Raw genomic sequence first — 16,261 nt, 5'->3', positions numbered from 1 at the left:
CTCTATCCACTACGGCCTAAGCAGCAACGACCGGGCAGCAGCGACGGAAGCAGCAACGACCGGGCCGCGGTGGCGGCCCGGTCGTCTGTCCTGCTGTGTCTGCTGCGGAGGCCGCCAGCGCGGCAACCTCCTTGGGGGGCTATTTGAACTTGGCCCCCACCAGGCCACGTGTGGCGGCCACCAGCTTCATCGGGTCCTTGGAACCGGCCGGCGGCACGTAGACGGCCACGGATTCGGCGAAGTTCAGGACCATACCGGTGCTGGTGTCCTTGCCCCCGGCCAGGGCCGCCGCGTCGTCGCCGATCGTCAGCTTGTCGCCGGAGTTCTTGGGCGTACCGTCGAAGGCGAAGTTGAGCCGGCCCAGGACCAGCGCGCCGCCGTCGGCGGTGCGGAACACCACGGTGTTCTCCGGAACCACCTTGTGGCTGAAGGCGAAGGTGCCGTTCGCGCCGGAGCTCACCACGTCGTTCTGGTAGGCCAGGGTGTCCGCGATGTACGGCGAGGACTGTCCCTCGGCCAGCTTGTCCTTGAACGCCGAGTCGGCGGAGGACAGACGGTCGCCCAGCCCGGCGAGCGCTTCCTCGCCGCTGTACAGCAGCCCGGACTTGTCCGAGGGCGCCAGGGTCTCGGTGCCGCCGCGGTTGATGCCCGGGAAGGTGGTGCCCGGCTGCAGCGGGGTGGCCCCCACGAGCTTGTAGTTCTCCCGCGGGGAGGCCTGCACCAGGGTCAGCAGCTGCGGGACGACGTTGCCGTCACCCTGGGTCACGGCCATCACGGACCGCGGCCATTCGCGCTTGTTGCTCACCACGGTGGTCAGGAGTTTGGTGGAACGCACCGGCATCCGGGGCTCGTAGCTGCCCACCTGGGAACGGATCTTGTAGTTCTGGGTGCGCACGTCCAGTTCGGAGCCGGCCACCCGGGGCGCCAGCTTGGCGGCGTCCTTGGCGGCGTCCCCGGCATCAACCGCGCCGGCGACCTGTTCGAGGATGCGGCGGAACTGGGCGTCCAGCAGCACGGGGGTGCCGGCACCCTTGGCCGCGGCCGAGGAGCCGCTCGGCGCCGGTGACGGAGCCTGGCCGGCCTGCGCGGCGACGCCGGTGCCAGCGACCGCGGCGGCGGTCAGCAGGGCGACTGCGGCGCCGGCGGCGCGGCGGGCGGCGGCGGGGGCAACCCGGTTCTCGGCGCGGCCGGTCCCGGCGGCGCCCTCCGGGGCCTGCGCCCCGCCGGCATTGCGGGTCTTGGCCCGGGCGACGGCCTGGGCGCGGGCACGGCGGGCGAAGACGCTGCCCTGGCGGGGCCCACCCGTCCCGGCGGATTCGTCATCGTCCGTGGCGCCGCCCTTGGGCTTGAGCAGCAGCAGGGCCGCGCCGGCCAGAATCAGCAGTCCGCCGAGCACCATCAGCGGGATGGCCCACGGGGTGGACGTGTCATTCGGGAACGTCATCGAGATCGAGGACGGGGCCGGCTTCGTGCCGTCGGCGGCCAGCAGCAGGGACCAGTCGCCGTCCGCCGGCGGGGTCCAGGAGTAGTTCAGCTCGCCGTTGGCGTTCTCGGTGGTCACCCAGAGGTCAGAGCCTGCCGGGGAGGGCGCCGCGGCTTCGCCGTCGGCGTGCGCAAGCTGCAGTGCCTTGCCGTCGTCCGAGACGCCGGTGACGGTGTTGTGGGCGGTCTTCCCGACCCACGCGTCGACGTCGTCCGGCCGGCCGGACGCGAGCATGAAGTTGCCCTCGCCCTTGACCGTGATCTTCACCGTGCCGCCGTGCAGGGTGCGCAGCTTCCCCTCGATGACGGTCAACGGGGCGGCGGTCCCGCCCGCGGGCGCGACGGCGGTGACGGTGGCGGGCGGGGCCCACACCGTCTTCTGGCCGATGCCGGCCAGCAGTGTCAGGAGGCCGAGCAGCACTAGTGCAACTGCAGTCTTGAAATGCAAAATATTACCTATCATCAGCGGACACGTAGCTTTAACAGTAACCGTTTTGTTACTTGCGAGTCAGATCGGGGGCCGTTCCTGCCCCCGCCAGTGCCTCCGCCGGTCCGGCCAACCCGCCGTATGACAAGGCTGCTGATAGTGTTTGCGGTGATCGTCACACCCGGCCCGCAACCGCGGAGTTGCAGGGAAATACCAGAGAAAAAGGGCATTCAACGCAGTGACTGAACCCACGGATCCGTCCCCCTCGGGACACGCAGCCACCCAGGAATCCGGGAGCCAGCCACGCGGCCCGCTCGAGCCGGCCCCGCAGCACTCCGCCCCGCGGGCTGCCGCGGCCGGCTTCCTGATCTCGATGGCACGCCGCCTGCGCCAGCCCCTCCCGGGAGCCCAGCCGCGGCTGCGGTTCGAGATGCCCCCCGAGCAGGAGGACACCGAAGCCGGCGCCGACAGCGGGAACACGGCGCGCTTCGGCGACCCGGGGCCCCGGATGTCCGCGCAGCATCCGCTCTACGTCGGCTTTATGGGCACGGTCGGCGTCGGCGCCGCCCTGCTGGTGTACTGGATCGGCTCCAACACCACCCAGCTGCTGCTCTGGATCGTGACCGCCCTCTTTATTGCCCTTGGCCTGGACCCCGTGGTCCGCTGGCTCGAAGGCCACAAGGTGCCGCGTCCGGCGGGCGTCCTGGTCTCCGTCGCCGTCCTGGCCCTGGCCGTTACCGGGTTCTTCGCCACATTGATCCCCACGATCGTCCAGCAGGTGACCCAGGTCGTGCAGGAGGCGCCGCGCTGGATCCAGGACTTCATCGACTCCGACTTCTTCCGCACGCTCGACAGCCAGTTCGGAGTGCGTGAACGGATCAGCCAGGAACTCGAGAAGTTCGTCAACAACCCGGAGGCGATGGGCGGCATCTTCGGCGGCGTGGTGGGCTTCGGCTCCACCGTGGCCAACGGCCTCTTTGGCGCCCTCATTGTCCTGGTCCTGAGCCTGTACTTCCTCTCCGCCATGCCGGCCATGAAGAAGTGGGGCTACCGGCTGGCGCCGCGCTCCCGCCGTGCCCGGGTCGAGGCTCTGTCCGAGGAGATCACCGGTTCCGTCGGCAACTACGTCATCGGCCAGGTCTGCGTGGCGCTGCTGAACGCCACCTTCGCCTTCGTTGTGATGTCGATCGTGGGGGTCCCGTTCGCGGTGCTGCTCGCGTTTGTGGTGGCCCTGCTGGCCTTCATTCCGCTGGTGGGCGGCATGATCGCCGGCGTCCTGGTGACTCTGATCGCGCTCACCGCGGGCTGGCAGACGGCCGTGGTGTTCGCGATCTGCTACTTCGCCTACCTTCAGTTCGAGGCCTACTTCATCTCCCCGCGCATCATGCAGAAGGCCGTCGCGGTGCCCGGCGCGGTCGCCGTGATCTCGGTCATCGCCGGCGGCAGCCTCCTCGGTGTGCTCGGCGCCCTGATCGCCATCCCGACGGCCGCGGCGATCATGCTGCTGGTGAAGGAAATCTTCATCGTCCGCCAGGACAAGCACTAACGCCTCAGGCGTGTGCGGTGGCGACCGGGCCGTCCCATTCCTCGGGCAGCGCCGCTGCAGTCCCGCCCGGCAGCACCTCGGCCACAATCTCGTTGAGCACCCGGCCGGCATACTTCTCGCCCACCCAGAGGTGCTTGGCGCCGTCGACGCCCACCACCTCGGCCTGCGGCACGAGGGCGAAGCGTTCCGCGGCGGCCGCGGGCTGAATGTAGTCGTCGTGTTCGGGGACCAGGACCTTCAGCGGCTTGCCGGCGGCGGCCCATTCCTTGAGGTGGACGTCCGTGGCCCGGTGCAGCGGCGGCGAGAGCAGGATGGCGCCCTCGATCTCCGCGGCCACCGGCTCGGTGGCGCCGTACATCAGGGCCAGCTCGGTGCCGAAGGACCAGCCCACCAGCCAGCGGTTGGGCAGCCCGCGCTCGACGGCGAAGCGGACCGCCGCCTCGACGTCGAGCCGCTCGCCGATGCCTTCCTCGAAGCTGCCCTGGCTTGTCCCCCGCGGCGAGGAGGTTCCCCGGGTGTTGAACCGGAGCACCGCAATGCCGGCGAGGGCGGGCAGCCGGTAGGAAGCCTTGCGGTAGACGTGGGAGTCCATAAAGCCGCCGTGGGTCGGCAGCGGATGCAGGGTGATGAGGGTGGCCTTGATCTCCCCGGATTCCGGCACGGCGAGCTCGCCGACCAGCCGGTGGCCGTCCCCGGTGCGCAGTTCCACGTTCTCCCGGCGGGCCGGGAGCACGGTCGAGGCACGGATGGCGGTGGGCGCGGAGGGCTGGCTGAACACGTAGGACGCCGGGTCGAAAGTCATGCCCTCCAGCTTAGCGAAGCCCGCCGGCGACGGTGGTCCGCGGTGAGGCTCAGCGGAGCGGGTTAGCGGTAACGGTAGGTGCGCGAGGTCCAGCAGTTGGAGTGCCAGTGCCGCCGCTCGGCGAGGCCCGCGGCCGCACCGAAGATGTGGTCCTCGGACCAGACCACCAGGTGCGCGGTGCCCGGCGTTACGGCCGTGAAGCAGCCCGGGCAGATGTAGGTCTTCCCGGCCCGGCTGGCGGAGATCGAGCGGACCATCCATTCACCGTCGGGGGCGCTCTCCCGCCGCGCGATCCCGGTGCGGGCGCGCTCCAGGTCCAGTTCCGGGGCGGGACCGGCGGCGTGCTTGCCGGCCGCCGCCCGTCCGGCGGGGGCCTTCCCGGAGGCGGCTCGGCGGGGTCGGTTGGAACGGGGCATGGTTCCATTCTGCCCCAGCCCGGGTGCCCCCAGGTGCCCCCAGGTCCGCCCAGGTCCGCCCAGGTCCGCCCAGGTCCGCCCAGGCGGTAGTGTTGACCGGGTGCGTTTAGTCATAGCCCGTTGCTCCGTTGATTATGTCGGCCGGCTCAAAGCCCATCTCCCGCTTGCCACCCGGCTGCTGCTGGTCAAGGCCGACGGCTCGGTCCTGGTCCACTCGGACGGCGGGTCCTACAAGCCATTGAACTGGATGAGCCCGCCGGCGCGCCTGAGCGTCTCCACCCCGGATGAGGTCGACGTCGAAGTCGGCGTGATCGAGCAGTGGACCGTGCAGTCCGCGAAGACGGACGACCGGCTGATCATCAACATCCACGAGCAGCTGCACGACACCTCCCACGAGCTGGGCCAGGACCCCGGACTGATCAAGGACGGGGTCGAGGCGGACCTGCAGCGGCTGCTGGCCGAGCAGATCGAGACCCTCGGGGCCGGCTTCTCGCTGATCCGCCGCGAGTACTTCACCGCGATCGGCCCGGTGGACATCCTGGCCCGGGACGCCACCGGCGGCACCGTCGCCATCGAACTCAAGCGGCGCGGGGACATCGACGGCGTCGAGCAGCTCACCCGCTACCTGGAACTCCTGAACCGCGATCCACTGCTTGCGCCCGTGCGCGGAATCTTCGCCGCCCAGCAGATCAAGCCGCAGGCGAAGGTGCTCGCGACCGACCGCGGCATCGACTGCGTCACGCTGGACTACGACGCCATGCGCGGCGTCGATGACAGCGAGTCCAGGCTCTTCTAGGTCCCCGGCCGCCGGCGCGCCCTAGACTCTGACCATGAATCCCGCACCGGCCGGCCGCAAGCTCCTGTTTGGCACGGTTGTCAGCGACGGCGCCCTGCACGAGGACGCGGTTGTGGCCGTCGACGGCGGCCGGATCGCTTATGCCGGGCCGGCGGCCGTTTTCGACGTCGGCGCTGCCGGTTTCGCCGACGCCACCACGGCGTCCCTTCCGCCCGGCGCGGTGATCCTGCCGGGCCTGGTGGATCTGCACTGCCACGGCGCGTACGGGGGCGACTTCTCCAGTGGCGGCGAAGCGCCGGCGCGGCGTGCGATCGATTTCCTGCACCGCTCGGGCACCACCACGCTGCTGGCAAGCCTGGTCACGGCCGCGCCGGAGTCACTGCTGCGCGCGGTTGCCCTGCACGCCCGGTTGACCGGGGAGGGCCTGCTGGCCGGCATCCACCTGGAGGGCCCGTTCCTCTCGGCGGCCCGGTGCGGCGCCCAGGACCCCGCCTTCCTGCGCGACCCCGATCCGGACCTCCTTGGCGAGCTCCTCCGAGCCGCCCGCGGCACGCTCTCGGTCATGACGTTCGCCCCGGAGCTTGCCGGCGCGGACGGCCTGGCCCGGCTGCTGGCCGGGCAGGGCGTGGTCCCCTCGCTCGGGCACACCGACTGCGACGACGCGACGGCGGCCGCCGCGCTGCGTTTGGCGGCCGGGGCCCTGCAGGGGTCCCCCGGCGGCCGGCGGCCCACCGTCACCCACCTCTTCAACGCCATGCCGCCCCTGCACCACCGGGCACCCGGGCCCGTCGCGGCCTGCCTGCGCAGCGCAGCCGCCGGGGAGGCGGTCCTGGAACTGGTCGCCGACGGCACGCACCTGGATCCGGCGGTCGTGGCCACGGTATTCCAACTGGCAGGGGCGGCCAACATCGCACTCGTGACCGACTCCATGGCCGCCGCCGGGCTGCCCGACGGCGGCTACACCCTGGGCCGCTCCGCCGTCACGGTCGCGGACGGCGCCGCCCGCCTCGACGCCGGCGGGGCCTTGGCCGGCGGCACCGCCACACTGCTGGAGGTCGTGCGTCGTACCGTGGCCGCCGGCGTGCCGCTGCCCGACGCCGTCCGCTCCGCCACCGCGGTCCCCGCCGCCGTCCTCGGCCTGTCCGGCGAGCTCGGCTCGCTCCGGCCCGGGCGGCGCGCCGACGCCGTCGTCGTCAATTCCCGCCTGGGTCTTTACCGCGTAATGCGCGGCGGAGAATGGCTGGCACCGCTTTCTTAATGTCCGTTCCGGCCGGGGCGGCGCACCATTGCACCCAACATTGCACTCCCCCACTGCAGGCCGGCGGCGGCGTTCATGCACTCTTTAGATAAAATTTCGGTCAATTATGCGTCGGGCCCGTTGACCTGACGGGAGGGGCATGAAATTCTTATACCAGTCTTTGTGTAGGTGTTTTTCATGCTCGCAAGACATGTTGCGAGCGCGAAGCTCCTGCCGCCCAGGCCCGGGTGATCCGGGCGGAAGCCAAGGTTCTTCTCGCAGAGTGACCAAGTCCGGTGCAAAGTGCGCCGGACTTCTTCAAGATCCACAATGAGGAGAATTAAATGGCACAGGGAACCGTCAAGTGGTTCAACGCTGAAAAGGGCTTCGGCTTCATCACCCCGGATGACTCCGATGGCGATGTCTTCGTTCACTACTCCGAGATCCAGACCGGCGGCTTCAAGACCCTCGACGAGAACCAGCGCGTTCAGTTCGAGATCGGCCAGGGCGCCAAGGGCCCCCAGGCTACCGGCGTGACGCTGGTCTAGTCTCCCCGGCGGGCCCGCCCGAGGGCGGCCTTGCTAAAGAATGATCCCCGGCGATTTCGCCGGGGATCATTTTTTGTTTTTGACTGCCGCGGAAATTGGCGGCCCGTCCGGAGGCACCGTGCGCGGTCCCGAATTGCACCGCCGGGAATGCATATTCCGGACGGGCAAAGCCTTGCCTCAATTTCTTTAGCGCACCAGCGTCCGCAGCAGGCGGGCGCTCTGCCGCACCGAAAGGCCCGGCAGATAGGCGCGGCTCAATGCCCGCCCCATGGCCGGCAGCTGCAACGGATCCTGGTAGTACAGGTAAAGGGTGCGGTATTCCGGTTTAAACCGCGATTTGAACGTGGCCAGCGAGCGGAAGCCGTACACCGGTTCCAGCGCGCGGCCCACCACGTCGAGGATCCCGGCCAGCCCCTCGCCCGCCTTCGGGCCGTCCCCGCCCTCGCCCCGGGTCTCATCGCGGGCCTCATCGCGGGCCAGCGGCGACCCCGAGAGCGAGATAACCTCCACCGAATCGCGCAGCTCCAGCACGGCCGAGGCGATCAGGAATTCCATCACGCCGGGAAAGGCATCCCCGCGCCGGCGCATGAAGTCCAGGGTCCAGCTCACCAGGGTGCCGGCGTCGTACACCGGCAGCCAGCTGGTGACGCCGTGCACGCGGCCCTCGGCGTCCACGGCCAGGCAGCACAGCACCTCGTCGTCTTCGAGCTCGTCCAGGCCGCCCAGGGTGAATCCCATTTCCGGGACCGACTTCTGCGCCGCCCACTCTTCCGAGACCTCACTCAGCTGGGCGCGCAGCGAGGGCGAGAATTCGCTGTAGTGGCCCCAGACGGCCTCGACCCCGGTCTTGGCGGCGCGGTTCAGCGCGGTCCGCACGTTTTGCCATTCCTTGCCCTTGAAGGTGAGCTCCTCGAGGCCCAGCCGGGTCTCCTGCGCGACGGCGAGACGGCGGAAACCACGCGCCTGGAGCATGGGCCAGAGCTCGTCGGTGCAGGAATAGAAGCACGGAATGAGGGCGTGCTCGGCGCAGTACGCCAGGAACTGCGCCGCCGTGTCCTCGCGGTTCTCGGCCGGACCGAGCGGTCCGCCCAGGGTCAGCGCCACGTTACCGTGCTGCTGGTAGGCCACTGCCCCGCGCCTGCCCTCGCTGAACCAATACTTGTTCGGTTCCCACAGCGCCATCCAGGACAGCGAGTCGCCGCCCTGCCTGGTCAGCCGGCGCGCCACCTCCCGGTCCCCGGTCCCGGCGTCCGTGCCGTGGTGCCGGCGCAGCAGCACAAGCCACACCCCGGCCAGCGCCACCACCCAGAACACAACCCCCGAGGAGGCGAACAGGAACGCCTCGACGGCGTTGCGGTTCTGAAAGACCCGGCTGTAGGTGCCGGGGATGGGCAGCGGCAGGTACTGCCGGGCTAGCTCCGCGGCGAGGCCCAGCCAGCCGCCGTCGCGGTCCAGGCCCCCGGCGGCAAGCCAGGCCGCGGTGTAGCCGCCGGCGAGCACCACAAAGGTCCCGCCGACCGCGACGGCGAGGATCCGACGGGCCTGCCGTGTGGTTTCCACCCGGAACAGGCGCCGGTAGGCGAAGAGCAGCAGGACCAGCGCCAGCGGCACGGCCACCAGCGGCAGCACGTGGACGAATCCGGAACCCATCACGGCCGTGTGCGGCCGGTTGGGGTAGTGCGGGATCCTGGCGAACAGCGCCAGGTATACCGTGGACAGGGCGGTCACACCCAGCTGGACCAGGATGGCGATGCGCAGCGCCAGCCGGCGACCGTGCCGCATGCCGTCGGCGCAGATCAGCAGCAGCACCACGGGCACCACGGCCAGCGCCAGGCCCAGCGGCCCGGCGAAGCCGGCCCGCCCCGCTTCGAGGCAGTTGACGTCGACCGTGCCGCCGCAGTTCTGCTCCAGCTGGTTCAGCGTGGGCAGCGGGTTGAGCACGACGTCGCGCAGCAGCGCGAGCGGCCCGGTGGGGGTCCGCACCGCCGCGGTCAGAATGGGCCCGACGGCGAAAATCGCCACCGTCAGGGCCAGCAGGTTGCGGGTCTCGCGGCCGGTGGAGCGGTGGCGGTGCAGCGTGCCCTTGTCCCCCTGGAGCCACCAGCCCGCCATCAGGCCGGCCAACGCGCCCGCCAGGCCCACGACGGTTTCGGGATGGCCCACGTAGAGGACCAGCAGCAGCGCCGTCGAGACCGCTGCCGTCCGCAGCCGGCGCTGCCAGAGCGTGGGCAGCAGCCCGCACGCCGCCAGGGTGACCGCCAGGATGGCGGCGTACGGCCCGATCAGCACCGCGTCCACCATCAGCCCGAGCCAGCCGTCCCCGGCGTAACGGGCGAGCTGGGTCAGGAGCAGGAAGAGCGTCACCGCCGCAAACTGCCCGGCGAAGAAGAACACGGCGGTGCGGAGCGGGCCCAGCTGCCGTTCGGCAATCCCCAGCAGGCCCAGGATCATCAGGGATGCAGCCAGGTAGGCCAAGGGGTTGGTCGCGAAGAACAGCGAGGTGAACATGGTCCACCAGCGCCCGGCCTGCAGTCCCTGGGCGCTGACCGAGGCGAAGTCCAGCAGAGACTCCGGCGGGCCTTCCAGGAAGCTGCCCGTGGCCGCCCCGGTGGCCAGAAAGGCCGCGAGCACGGACAGCGTAAAGGGGACCTGGCGGAAGTGGTACCAGATGCCGCGCAGGCCCGTCATGGCTTGATCCCCCAGCGGCCGGCCAGGAAGTCCAGGCCCCCCGGCATACCCTTGGACGCGGCTTCCCAGGAGTGGCCCGCGTTGGGGATCCGGTGGGACTCAACGGTGAAGCCGGCGGATCGTGCCGCCGCCGAGAGCAGATCCATGTAGCCGACGAATTCCGGGTCCCGTTCGCCGGCCGCAAAGTAGATGCCGTTGCCGTTGAAGCGGCGCTCCTTCATCACGTGCAGCGGTGTCTGCCGTTCGAAGGCGGCAACGTCGCCGCCGAAGGAGCCCTGGATCGTCTTGTCACGCTCCTTGGCGAGGGCGGGCTCCTTCTCACTTGAGAAGGACAGCGCCGCGCTGTAGACGTCGGGGTGGCGCGTCACCATCTGCATTGCGCAGGTGGCTCCGAAGGAAAAGCCTCCGACCGCCCACTGGTGCGGGTCCGGATCGACGTCGAGGGTCTTGTTGATCCAGTCCGGCACGTCGCGGGAGAGGAAAGTGTCCGCCTTGGCAATCCGGCTGTCCATGCACAGGGTGTTGCCGGCCGGGGTTCCGTTCGGGTCGACGACGACCACCACCGGCGCGACGCCGGCGTGGACCGAGGCGAAGCGGTCCAGTCGGCTCCGGAGGGCGCCGCCGGCCAGCCAGTCTGCGGGACCGCCTGGCTGGCCGGAGAAGAGGACCAGGACGGGGAGGGCGGGGCGGGGCGAACTCTGGTACGCCGGCGGCAGGTAAATGTACGCCTCCCGGCTCTGGAATCCAGAGCTCGTGCCCGGGATGCCGGCGCGGCGCATGGTCCCCTCAGGCAGTGGTCCTGGCGCCGTCCACCCCGCCAGGTCAACGGATTCCGGGCCGCCGGCGGCGCGGGTGAGTTTCGCCTCGAGCGGCTGGATCCGGGCCACGGCAGTGCCGGCGAGGTCGCTGACAGTCTGGTTCAGCCCGAAATAGATGTTGATCTGCACCGCGGAGAGCGCAACAACTCCCAGCAGGGCGCCCACCGCCAGCGCAGTCGAGCGCAGGCGGTGCACCACGGGCCGGGTGGGGCGCGGGATGCTGGCCAGGAACGGCCGCCGGCCCCAGATGCCGTGCAGCCGGAGCAGCCACAGCAGCAGGGCCGCGACGGCCGGGACGCTCCAGACGAGGGTCTCCCAGGGAAGTTCCTCGGGGAAGACTGACAGGACATAGATCAGCAGCAGGTGGAAGCCGGCCACGAGGCCTGCCGAGAGCATCAGCGCTGCGGTGATGACAACGGCGGAGGCGCTGAGGGTGTGGCGTCGTCCGCTGCGCCACAGCAGATAGGCCAGACCGGCGAGCCCGGCGGCCCAGGCGGTCCATAGCACCGGCCCGTCGACGAGCCGGATGTCCTCGATGAAGTCCACCGGGGCTAGCGCCAGGTGCCGACGCCGATGACCGGTCCGGCCTCGAGCCAGGAGGAGAGCCCAGTGTAGGCGTCGAACCGCATCGCCAGCAGGACGTCCCGGCCCTCGTAGCGGAGTTCGACGATCACGGTCTCGGGCTGCACCTTGACGAGTTCGGACTCCGTGGGTTCGCGGCGGCCGAGGAGTTCGAGCGAACTGCGGCGGAAGGTGTGCTTCGGCCGGACGCTGAGCGAGGCCAGCCGGAACCACTCCAGGTCGTTGTCCTGATAACGACAAACCCCCATCTGCCAGCTGTTTCCAGCCATGCAGATGGAGGCGTCCACTGTGCCCAGGGCGCGCCGCAGGTTGAAGCGGCGCACCCCGGAAAGGCACAGTGCAAAGACCAGCAACGCGAATACGGTTGCCAGGACGATGAACGGAAAACCAGTAACGTTCATCAAGGTAGGGCTAGCGGATCCCCGCAGTAGCCGCGTCACCCATTTGGGCGTTGTCAGCAACAATGACGACCCGGTTGTTGTCGACGGAGAAGAACCCGCCGTCGACAACTACGGCAATGCGGTCACCGGAGACCGGCTCGATCGCCAGTTCACCTTCGGCCAGAATCGCCAGCAGGGGCGAGTGGCCGGGCAGGATTCCGATTTCACCATCGCTGGTGCGGGCCTTGACCATCTTGGCCGCTCCGGACCACACGAAGTGGTCCGCTGCGACAATCTCAACCTCAAGCTCAGCCATATTACTTGGTCTGTTCCTGGATCTTGGCCCACTGGCGCTCGACGTCGTCCAGGCCGCCGACGTTGAAGAACGCCTGCTCTGCGATGTGGTCGAGGTCGCCGTCGCAGATCGCGGTGAAGCCTTCCACGGTGTCCTTGATGGACACGGTGGAACCTTCGACGCCGGTGAACTGCTTGGCCGTGTAGGTGTTCTGCGACAGGAACTGCTGGATGCGGCGTGCACGCGACACGACGATCTTGTCTTCTTCGGAGAGTTCATCGACACCAAGGATGGCGATGATGTCCTGGAGTTCCTTGTTCTTCTGCAGGATCTGCTTGACGCGGACGGCCGTGTTGTAGTGGTCGTGTCCGATGTACTGCGGATCCAGGATGCGGGAGGTCGACGTCAGCGGGTCAACGGCCGGGTACAGACCGCGGGAGGCGATTTCACGGGAAAGTTCCGTGGTCGCGTCGAGGTGTGCGAAGGTCGTCGCCGGGGCCGGGTCGGTGTAGTCATCTGCGGGAACGTAGATGGCCTGCATCGAGGTGATGGAGTGGCCCTTGGTGGACGTGATGCGCTCCTGGAGGAGGCCCATCTCGTCAGCCAGGTTGGGCTGGTAGCCCACGGCCGACGGCATGCGGCCGAGGAGGGTGGAAACCTCGGAGCCTGCCTGGGTGAAGCGGAAGATGTTGTCGATGAAGAGCAGCACGTCCTGGTTCTGCACATCGCGGAAGTACTCCGCCATGGTCAGGGCGGACAGGGCCACGCGCAGACGCGTTCCCGGCGGCTCATCCATCTGGCCGAACACAAGGGCGGTGTCCTTGAGGACGCCGGCCTCTTCCATTTCGACCCAGAGGTCGTTGCCCTCACGGGTACGCTCGCCGACACCGGCGAACACCGAGGTGCCGCCGAAGTTACGGGCAACACGGGTGATCATTTCCTGGATCAGCACGGTCTTGCCGACGCCGGCGCCGCCGAACAGGCCGATCTTGCCACCCTTGATGTACGGGGTGAGCAGGTCGATCACCTTGATGCCGGTTTCCAGCATCTCGGTGGAGCCTTCGAGGGTCGCGAACGCGGGAGCCTTGCGGTGGATCGGCCAGCGTTCGCTGATCTGCAGCTCGGACTCGGTCACGTCCAGGGGCTGGCCCAGGACGTTGAAGATGTGGCCCTTGACGCCGTCGCCGACGGGGACGGAGATCGGGGCACCGGTGTCAACCACGTTGGTGCCGCGGACCAGGCCGTCGGTCGCCTGCAGCGAGATGGCGCGGATGAGGTTGTCGCCGAGGTGCAGCGCAACTTCGAAGGTGATGGTCTTGGTCTCACCGTTGAGAGTAATCTCCGTGGTGAGAGCGTTGTAAATCGAGGGGATTGCGTCAGCCGGGAATTCGACGTCGACAACCGGGCCAATAACACGGGCAATACGGCCGGTGGCACCGGACGTTGCGGCTACGTGTTCGGTAGCAGTGGCAGTCATCTCTCTCACTTCACTCAGTAGATGGCGTGGGCGGTTAAGTTTGTTCTTTGGTGCAGGTACAGCTGGGTCCGTAGCGGGCCGGCTAGGACGCGTTCAACGCGTCGGCGCCTGCCACGATTTCGGAAAGCTCCTGCGTAATTTCAGCCTGGCGGGCAGTGTTGCGCAGACGCGTGTACTTCTTGATGAGTTCCGTGGCATTGTCGCCGGCGGACTTCATCGCACGCTGGCGGGCGGCGAGCTCGGAAGCTGCTGCCTGCAACATGGCGGCGAAGATGCGTGACTCGATGTAGCGCGGCAGCAGGGCATCGAGGACCTGCTCCGTTTCCGGCTCGAATTCGTAGAGCGGCAGGAGCTCCGACTCGGAGGCAGCCTGCTCTTCGACGACCTCAAGCGGGAGCAGGCGGACAACCGTCGGCTCCTGGGTCACCATGGACTTGAAGCGGGTGTAGACAACGTGGATCTCGTCGACGCCGCCCTCTTCGTAGACCGTGGCGAAGTCGGCCAGCAGTGCTTCGCCGACCTCCCGCGCCGTCTCGAACAGCGGTGCGTCGGTGTTGCCGGTCCACACCCGCTCGTAGGGGCGGTTGCGGAACTCGAAGTATGCCTGTGCCTTGCGGCCCATGACGTACGTCTTGACTTCCTTGCCCTCTTCGTGGAGCAGCTCGGTGAGGCCTTCCGCCTGCTTGAGCACCGTCGCCGAGTAGGACCCTGCGAGGCCGCGGTCGGAGGTGATGACCAGGACGGCGGCGCGGCGGATCTGCTCCGGCTCGGTAACCAGCGGGTGGTCGATTTCGCTCTGAGTTGCGACAGCAGAAACGGCGCGCGTGATCGCGTTTGCGTAAGGCAGTGAAGCCGCTACGCGTGCGCGGGCCTTGCCGATGCGCGAGGTAGCGATCAGTTCCATCGCCTTGAAGATCTTGCGCATCGACGTCGTCGAGCTGATCTTCTGGCGGTAGACCCGAATCTGGGCTCCCATACTTATCCTTTCCTAAGATCCCGGTGGCCGGGACTGCCGGAACCCGCGGGGGTCCCGGCAGTCCCTGCCAGCGAAACTAGCGCTTCTGCTTGACGATTTTTTCCTGGTCGACCTGGTCCTCGTCGATCGGGGCGTATTCCTCGTGCCCCGCACCGACCAGGAGGTTGTCGCCCTGACCGAAGAAGCCCTTCTTGAAGTCCACAATCGCGGTCTTCAGCGCTTCAGCGGTGTCATCGTCCATAACGTTGGTCTGGGCCAGCGTCGTCAGGATGGAGGACTTGTGCTTGAGGTGCTCCAGGAACTCGGTTTCGAAGCGGTTGATGTCTTCAACCGGGACGTCGTCGAGGTAGCCGTTGGTGCCGGCCCAGATGGAGACAACCTGGTCCTCGACCGGGAACGGCGAGTACTGGCCCTGCTTGAGCAGTTCCATCAGGCGTGCGCCGCGGGTCAGCTGCTGGCGGGAGGCGGCGTCGAGGTCCGAGGCGAACATGGCGAAGGCCTGCATGTCCCGGTACTGGGCCAGTTCCAGCTTCAAGGTACCGGAGACCTTCTTCATGGACTTGACCTGCGCGGCGCCACCAACACGGGAGACGGACACGCCGACGTCGACGGCGGGACGCTGGTTGGCGTTGAAGAGGTCCGACTGTAGGAAGATCTGGCCGTCGGTGATCGAGATGACGTTGGTCGGGATGTAGGCGGACACGTCGTTCGCCTTGGTCTCGATCAGCGGCAGCCCGGTCATGGAGCCGGCACCGAGCTCGTCGGAGAGCTTTGCACAACGCTCCAGCAGACGGGAGTGCAAGTAGAAAACGTCGCCCGGGTAGGCTTCGCGGCCCGGCGGGCGGCGCAGCAGCAGCGACACGGCGCGGTAGGCTTCGGCCTGCTTGGAGAGGTCATCGAAGACGATGAGGACGTGCTTGCCGCCGTACATCCAGTGCTGGCCGATGGCCGAGCCGGCGTACGGTGCCAGGTACTTGAAGCCTGCGGGGTCGGAGGCGGGGGAAGCCACGATGGTCGTGTATTCCAGCGCGCCGTTGTCCTCGAGGGTCTGGCGCACGGCAGCGATCGTCGAGGCCTTCTGGCCGATGGCCACGTAGATGCAGCGGACCTGCTTCTTCACGTCGCCCGAAGCCCAGTTGGCCTTCTGGTTGATGATCGTGTCGATCGCGATGGCGGACTTGCCGGTCTGGCGGTCACCAATGATCAGCTGACGCTGGCCGCGGCCGATCGGGATCATGGCGTCGATAGCCTTGAGCCCGGTCTGCATCGGCTCGTGGACCGACTTGCGCTGGGTCACGCCGGGCGCCTGGAGTTCCAGGGCACGGGTGGTCTCGGCCTTGATCTCGCCGAGGTCGTCGATGGGCTGGCCCAGCGGGTCAACCACGCGGCCGAGGAAGGCGTCGCCGACCGGGACGGACAGAACCTGTCCGGTGCGGTGGACTTCCTGGCCCTCTTCGATGCCGGTGAAGTCACCGAGCACGATCACGCCGATCTCGCGGACGTCAAGGTTCTGGGCCAGGCCCAGCGTGCCGTCTTCGAAACGAAGCAACTCGTTCGCCATGACCGAGGGAAGGCCCTCAACACGGGCGATGCCGTCACCTGCGGTTGTTACGCGGCCAACCTCTACGCGCTCTGCGTTTCCGGGTTCGTAGGACGCCGCGAACTCGTTCAACGCATTACGGACGTCGTCGGCGTTGATGGTCAATTCGGCCATCTGCAGTCCCTGCTCTCCTGTTTTCGTGATCATCGTTGCTCACGATGACCGGGGTTTCTTGTCGGTAAGTTGTGCTT

Annotated in this window: 14 protein-coding genes; 4 read left to right on the top strand and 10 right to left on the bottom strand. The window is 68.2% G+C overall.

The genetic code is table 11. The annotated features are described in order from the left end of the window. Positions 1 to 139: 139 nt before the first annotated feature. Positions 140 to 1,945 carry a hypothetical protein gene (locus E7Y32_RS11250; protein WP_146337189.1) on the bottom strand — a complete coding sequence of 602 codons (1,806 nt, stop codon included), beginning with the start codon at positions 1,943 to 1,945 and terminating at the stop codon, positions 140 to 142. Between the two features lie 202 nt (positions 1,946 to 2,147). Between E7Y32_RS11250 and E7Y32_RS11245 the strand changes: the two genes are divergently transcribed. After that, entirely contained in the window at positions 2,148 to 3,455 is a 1,308-nt protein-coding gene (locus E7Y32_RS11245; protein WP_395940420.1) for an AI-2E family transporter, read from the top strand. A 4-nt stretch (positions 3,456 to 3,459) separates the two neighbouring features. Here the strand turns inward: E7Y32_RS11245 and E7Y32_RS11240 are convergent, their stop codons facing one another. After that, a complete protein-coding gene (locus E7Y32_RS11240; RefSeq protein WP_146337188.1) occupies positions 3,460 to 4,257 on the bottom strand; it encodes an alpha/beta hydrolase in 798 nt (265 codons plus the stop codon). A gap of 62 nt (positions 4,258 to 4,319) precedes the next feature. Next, complete coding sequence (locus E7Y32_RS11235) at positions 4,320 to 4,673, bottom strand: ATP/GTP-binding protein (protein WP_146337187.1); 354 nt, start codon at positions 4,671 to 4,673, stop codon at positions 4,320 to 4,322. A 100-nt stretch (positions 4,674 to 4,773) separates the two neighbouring features. Between E7Y32_RS11235 and nucS the strand changes: the two genes are divergently transcribed. The 3 genes from nucS (at position 4,774) to E7Y32_RS11220 (ending at position 7,254) form a co-directional block, all read left to right on the top strand. After that, positions 4,774 to 5,469 (top strand): endonuclease NucS, encoded by a 696-nt coding sequence (nucS, locus tag E7Y32_RS11230; protein ID WP_146337186.1) that lies wholly within the window; start codon positions 4,774 to 4,776, stop codon positions 5,467 to 5,469. A gap of 34 nt (positions 5,470 to 5,503) precedes the next feature. Continuing rightward, on the top strand, positions 5,504 to 6,727 hold the full coding sequence (locus E7Y32_RS11225) for an N-acetylglucosamine-6-phosphate deacetylase (protein WP_146337185.1): 1,224 nt from the start codon (positions 5,504 to 5,506) through the stop codon (positions 6,725 to 6,727). 323 nt (positions 6,728 to 7,050) lie between these two features. Further along, entirely contained in the window at positions 7,051 to 7,254 is a 204-nt protein-coding gene (locus tag E7Y32_RS11220; RefSeq protein ID WP_011692441.1) for a cold-shock protein, read from the top strand. Between the two features lie 186 nt (positions 7,255 to 7,440). Here the strand turns inward: E7Y32_RS11220 and E7Y32_RS11215 are convergent, their stop codons facing one another. The 7 genes from E7Y32_RS11215 to atpA all read right to left on the bottom strand — a co-directional run bounded on the left by E7Y32_RS11215 (position 7,441) and on the right by atpA (position 16,184). Continuing rightward, on the bottom strand, positions 7,441 to 9,942 hold the full coding sequence (locus E7Y32_RS11215; protein ID WP_146337184.1) for a phosphatidylglycerol lysyltransferase domain-containing protein: 2,502 nt from the start codon (positions 9,940 to 9,942) through the stop codon (positions 7,441 to 7,443). After that, positions 9,939 to 11,306 carry an alpha/beta hydrolase family protein gene (locus tag E7Y32_RS11210; protein WP_146337183.1) on the bottom strand — a complete coding sequence of 456 codons (1,368 nt, stop codon included), beginning with the start codon at positions 11,304 to 11,306 and terminating at the stop codon, positions 9,939 to 9,941. The genes E7Y32_RS11215 and E7Y32_RS11210 overlap by 4 nt, the downstream gene beginning before the upstream one ends. Before the next feature lie 5 nt (positions 11,307 to 11,311). Continuing rightward, a complete protein-coding gene (locus E7Y32_RS11205) occupies positions 11,312 to 11,743 on the bottom strand; it encodes a DUF2550 domain-containing protein (RefSeq protein ID WP_146337182.1) in 432 nt (143 codons plus the stop codon). A 10-nt stretch (positions 11,744 to 11,753) separates the two neighbouring features. Further along, positions 11,754 to 12,038, bottom strand: a complete 285-nt coding sequence (locus E7Y32_RS11200) for a F0F1 ATP synthase subunit epsilon (RefSeq protein WP_104172348.1) — start codon at positions 12,036 to 12,038, stop codon at positions 11,754 to 11,756. A 1-nt stretch (position 12,039) separates the two neighbouring features. After that, entirely contained in the window at positions 12,040 to 13,494 is a 1,455-nt protein-coding gene (atpD, locus tag E7Y32_RS11195) for a F0F1 ATP synthase subunit beta (RefSeq protein ID WP_138768903.1), read from the bottom strand. An 82-nt stretch (positions 13,495 to 13,576) separates the two neighbouring features. Continuing rightward, positions 13,577 to 14,470, bottom strand: a complete 894-nt coding sequence (locus E7Y32_RS11190) for a F0F1 ATP synthase subunit gamma (RefSeq protein ID WP_146337181.1) — start codon at positions 14,468 to 14,470, stop codon at positions 13,577 to 13,579. Positions 14,471 to 14,546: 76 nt separating this feature from the next. Beyond that, the gene (gene atpA, locus E7Y32_RS11185; RefSeq protein WP_146338542.1) at positions 14,547 to 16,184 is read right to left on the bottom strand and encodes a F0F1 ATP synthase subunit alpha; all 1,638 of its coding nucleotides are present in this window, start codon (positions 16,182 to 16,184) and stop codon (positions 14,547 to 14,549) included. Positions 16,185 to 16,261 lie beyond the last annotated feature (77 nt).

It is taken from the genome of Arthrobacter sp. UKPF54-2 (genome assembly GCF_007858535.1).
Classification (GTDB): domain Bacteria; phylum Actinomycetota; class Actinomycetes; order Actinomycetales; family Micrococcaceae; genus Arthrobacter.
Note: the sequence above shows the minus strand (reverse complement) of the source record. Positions and strands in the feature narration are given on the sequence as shown.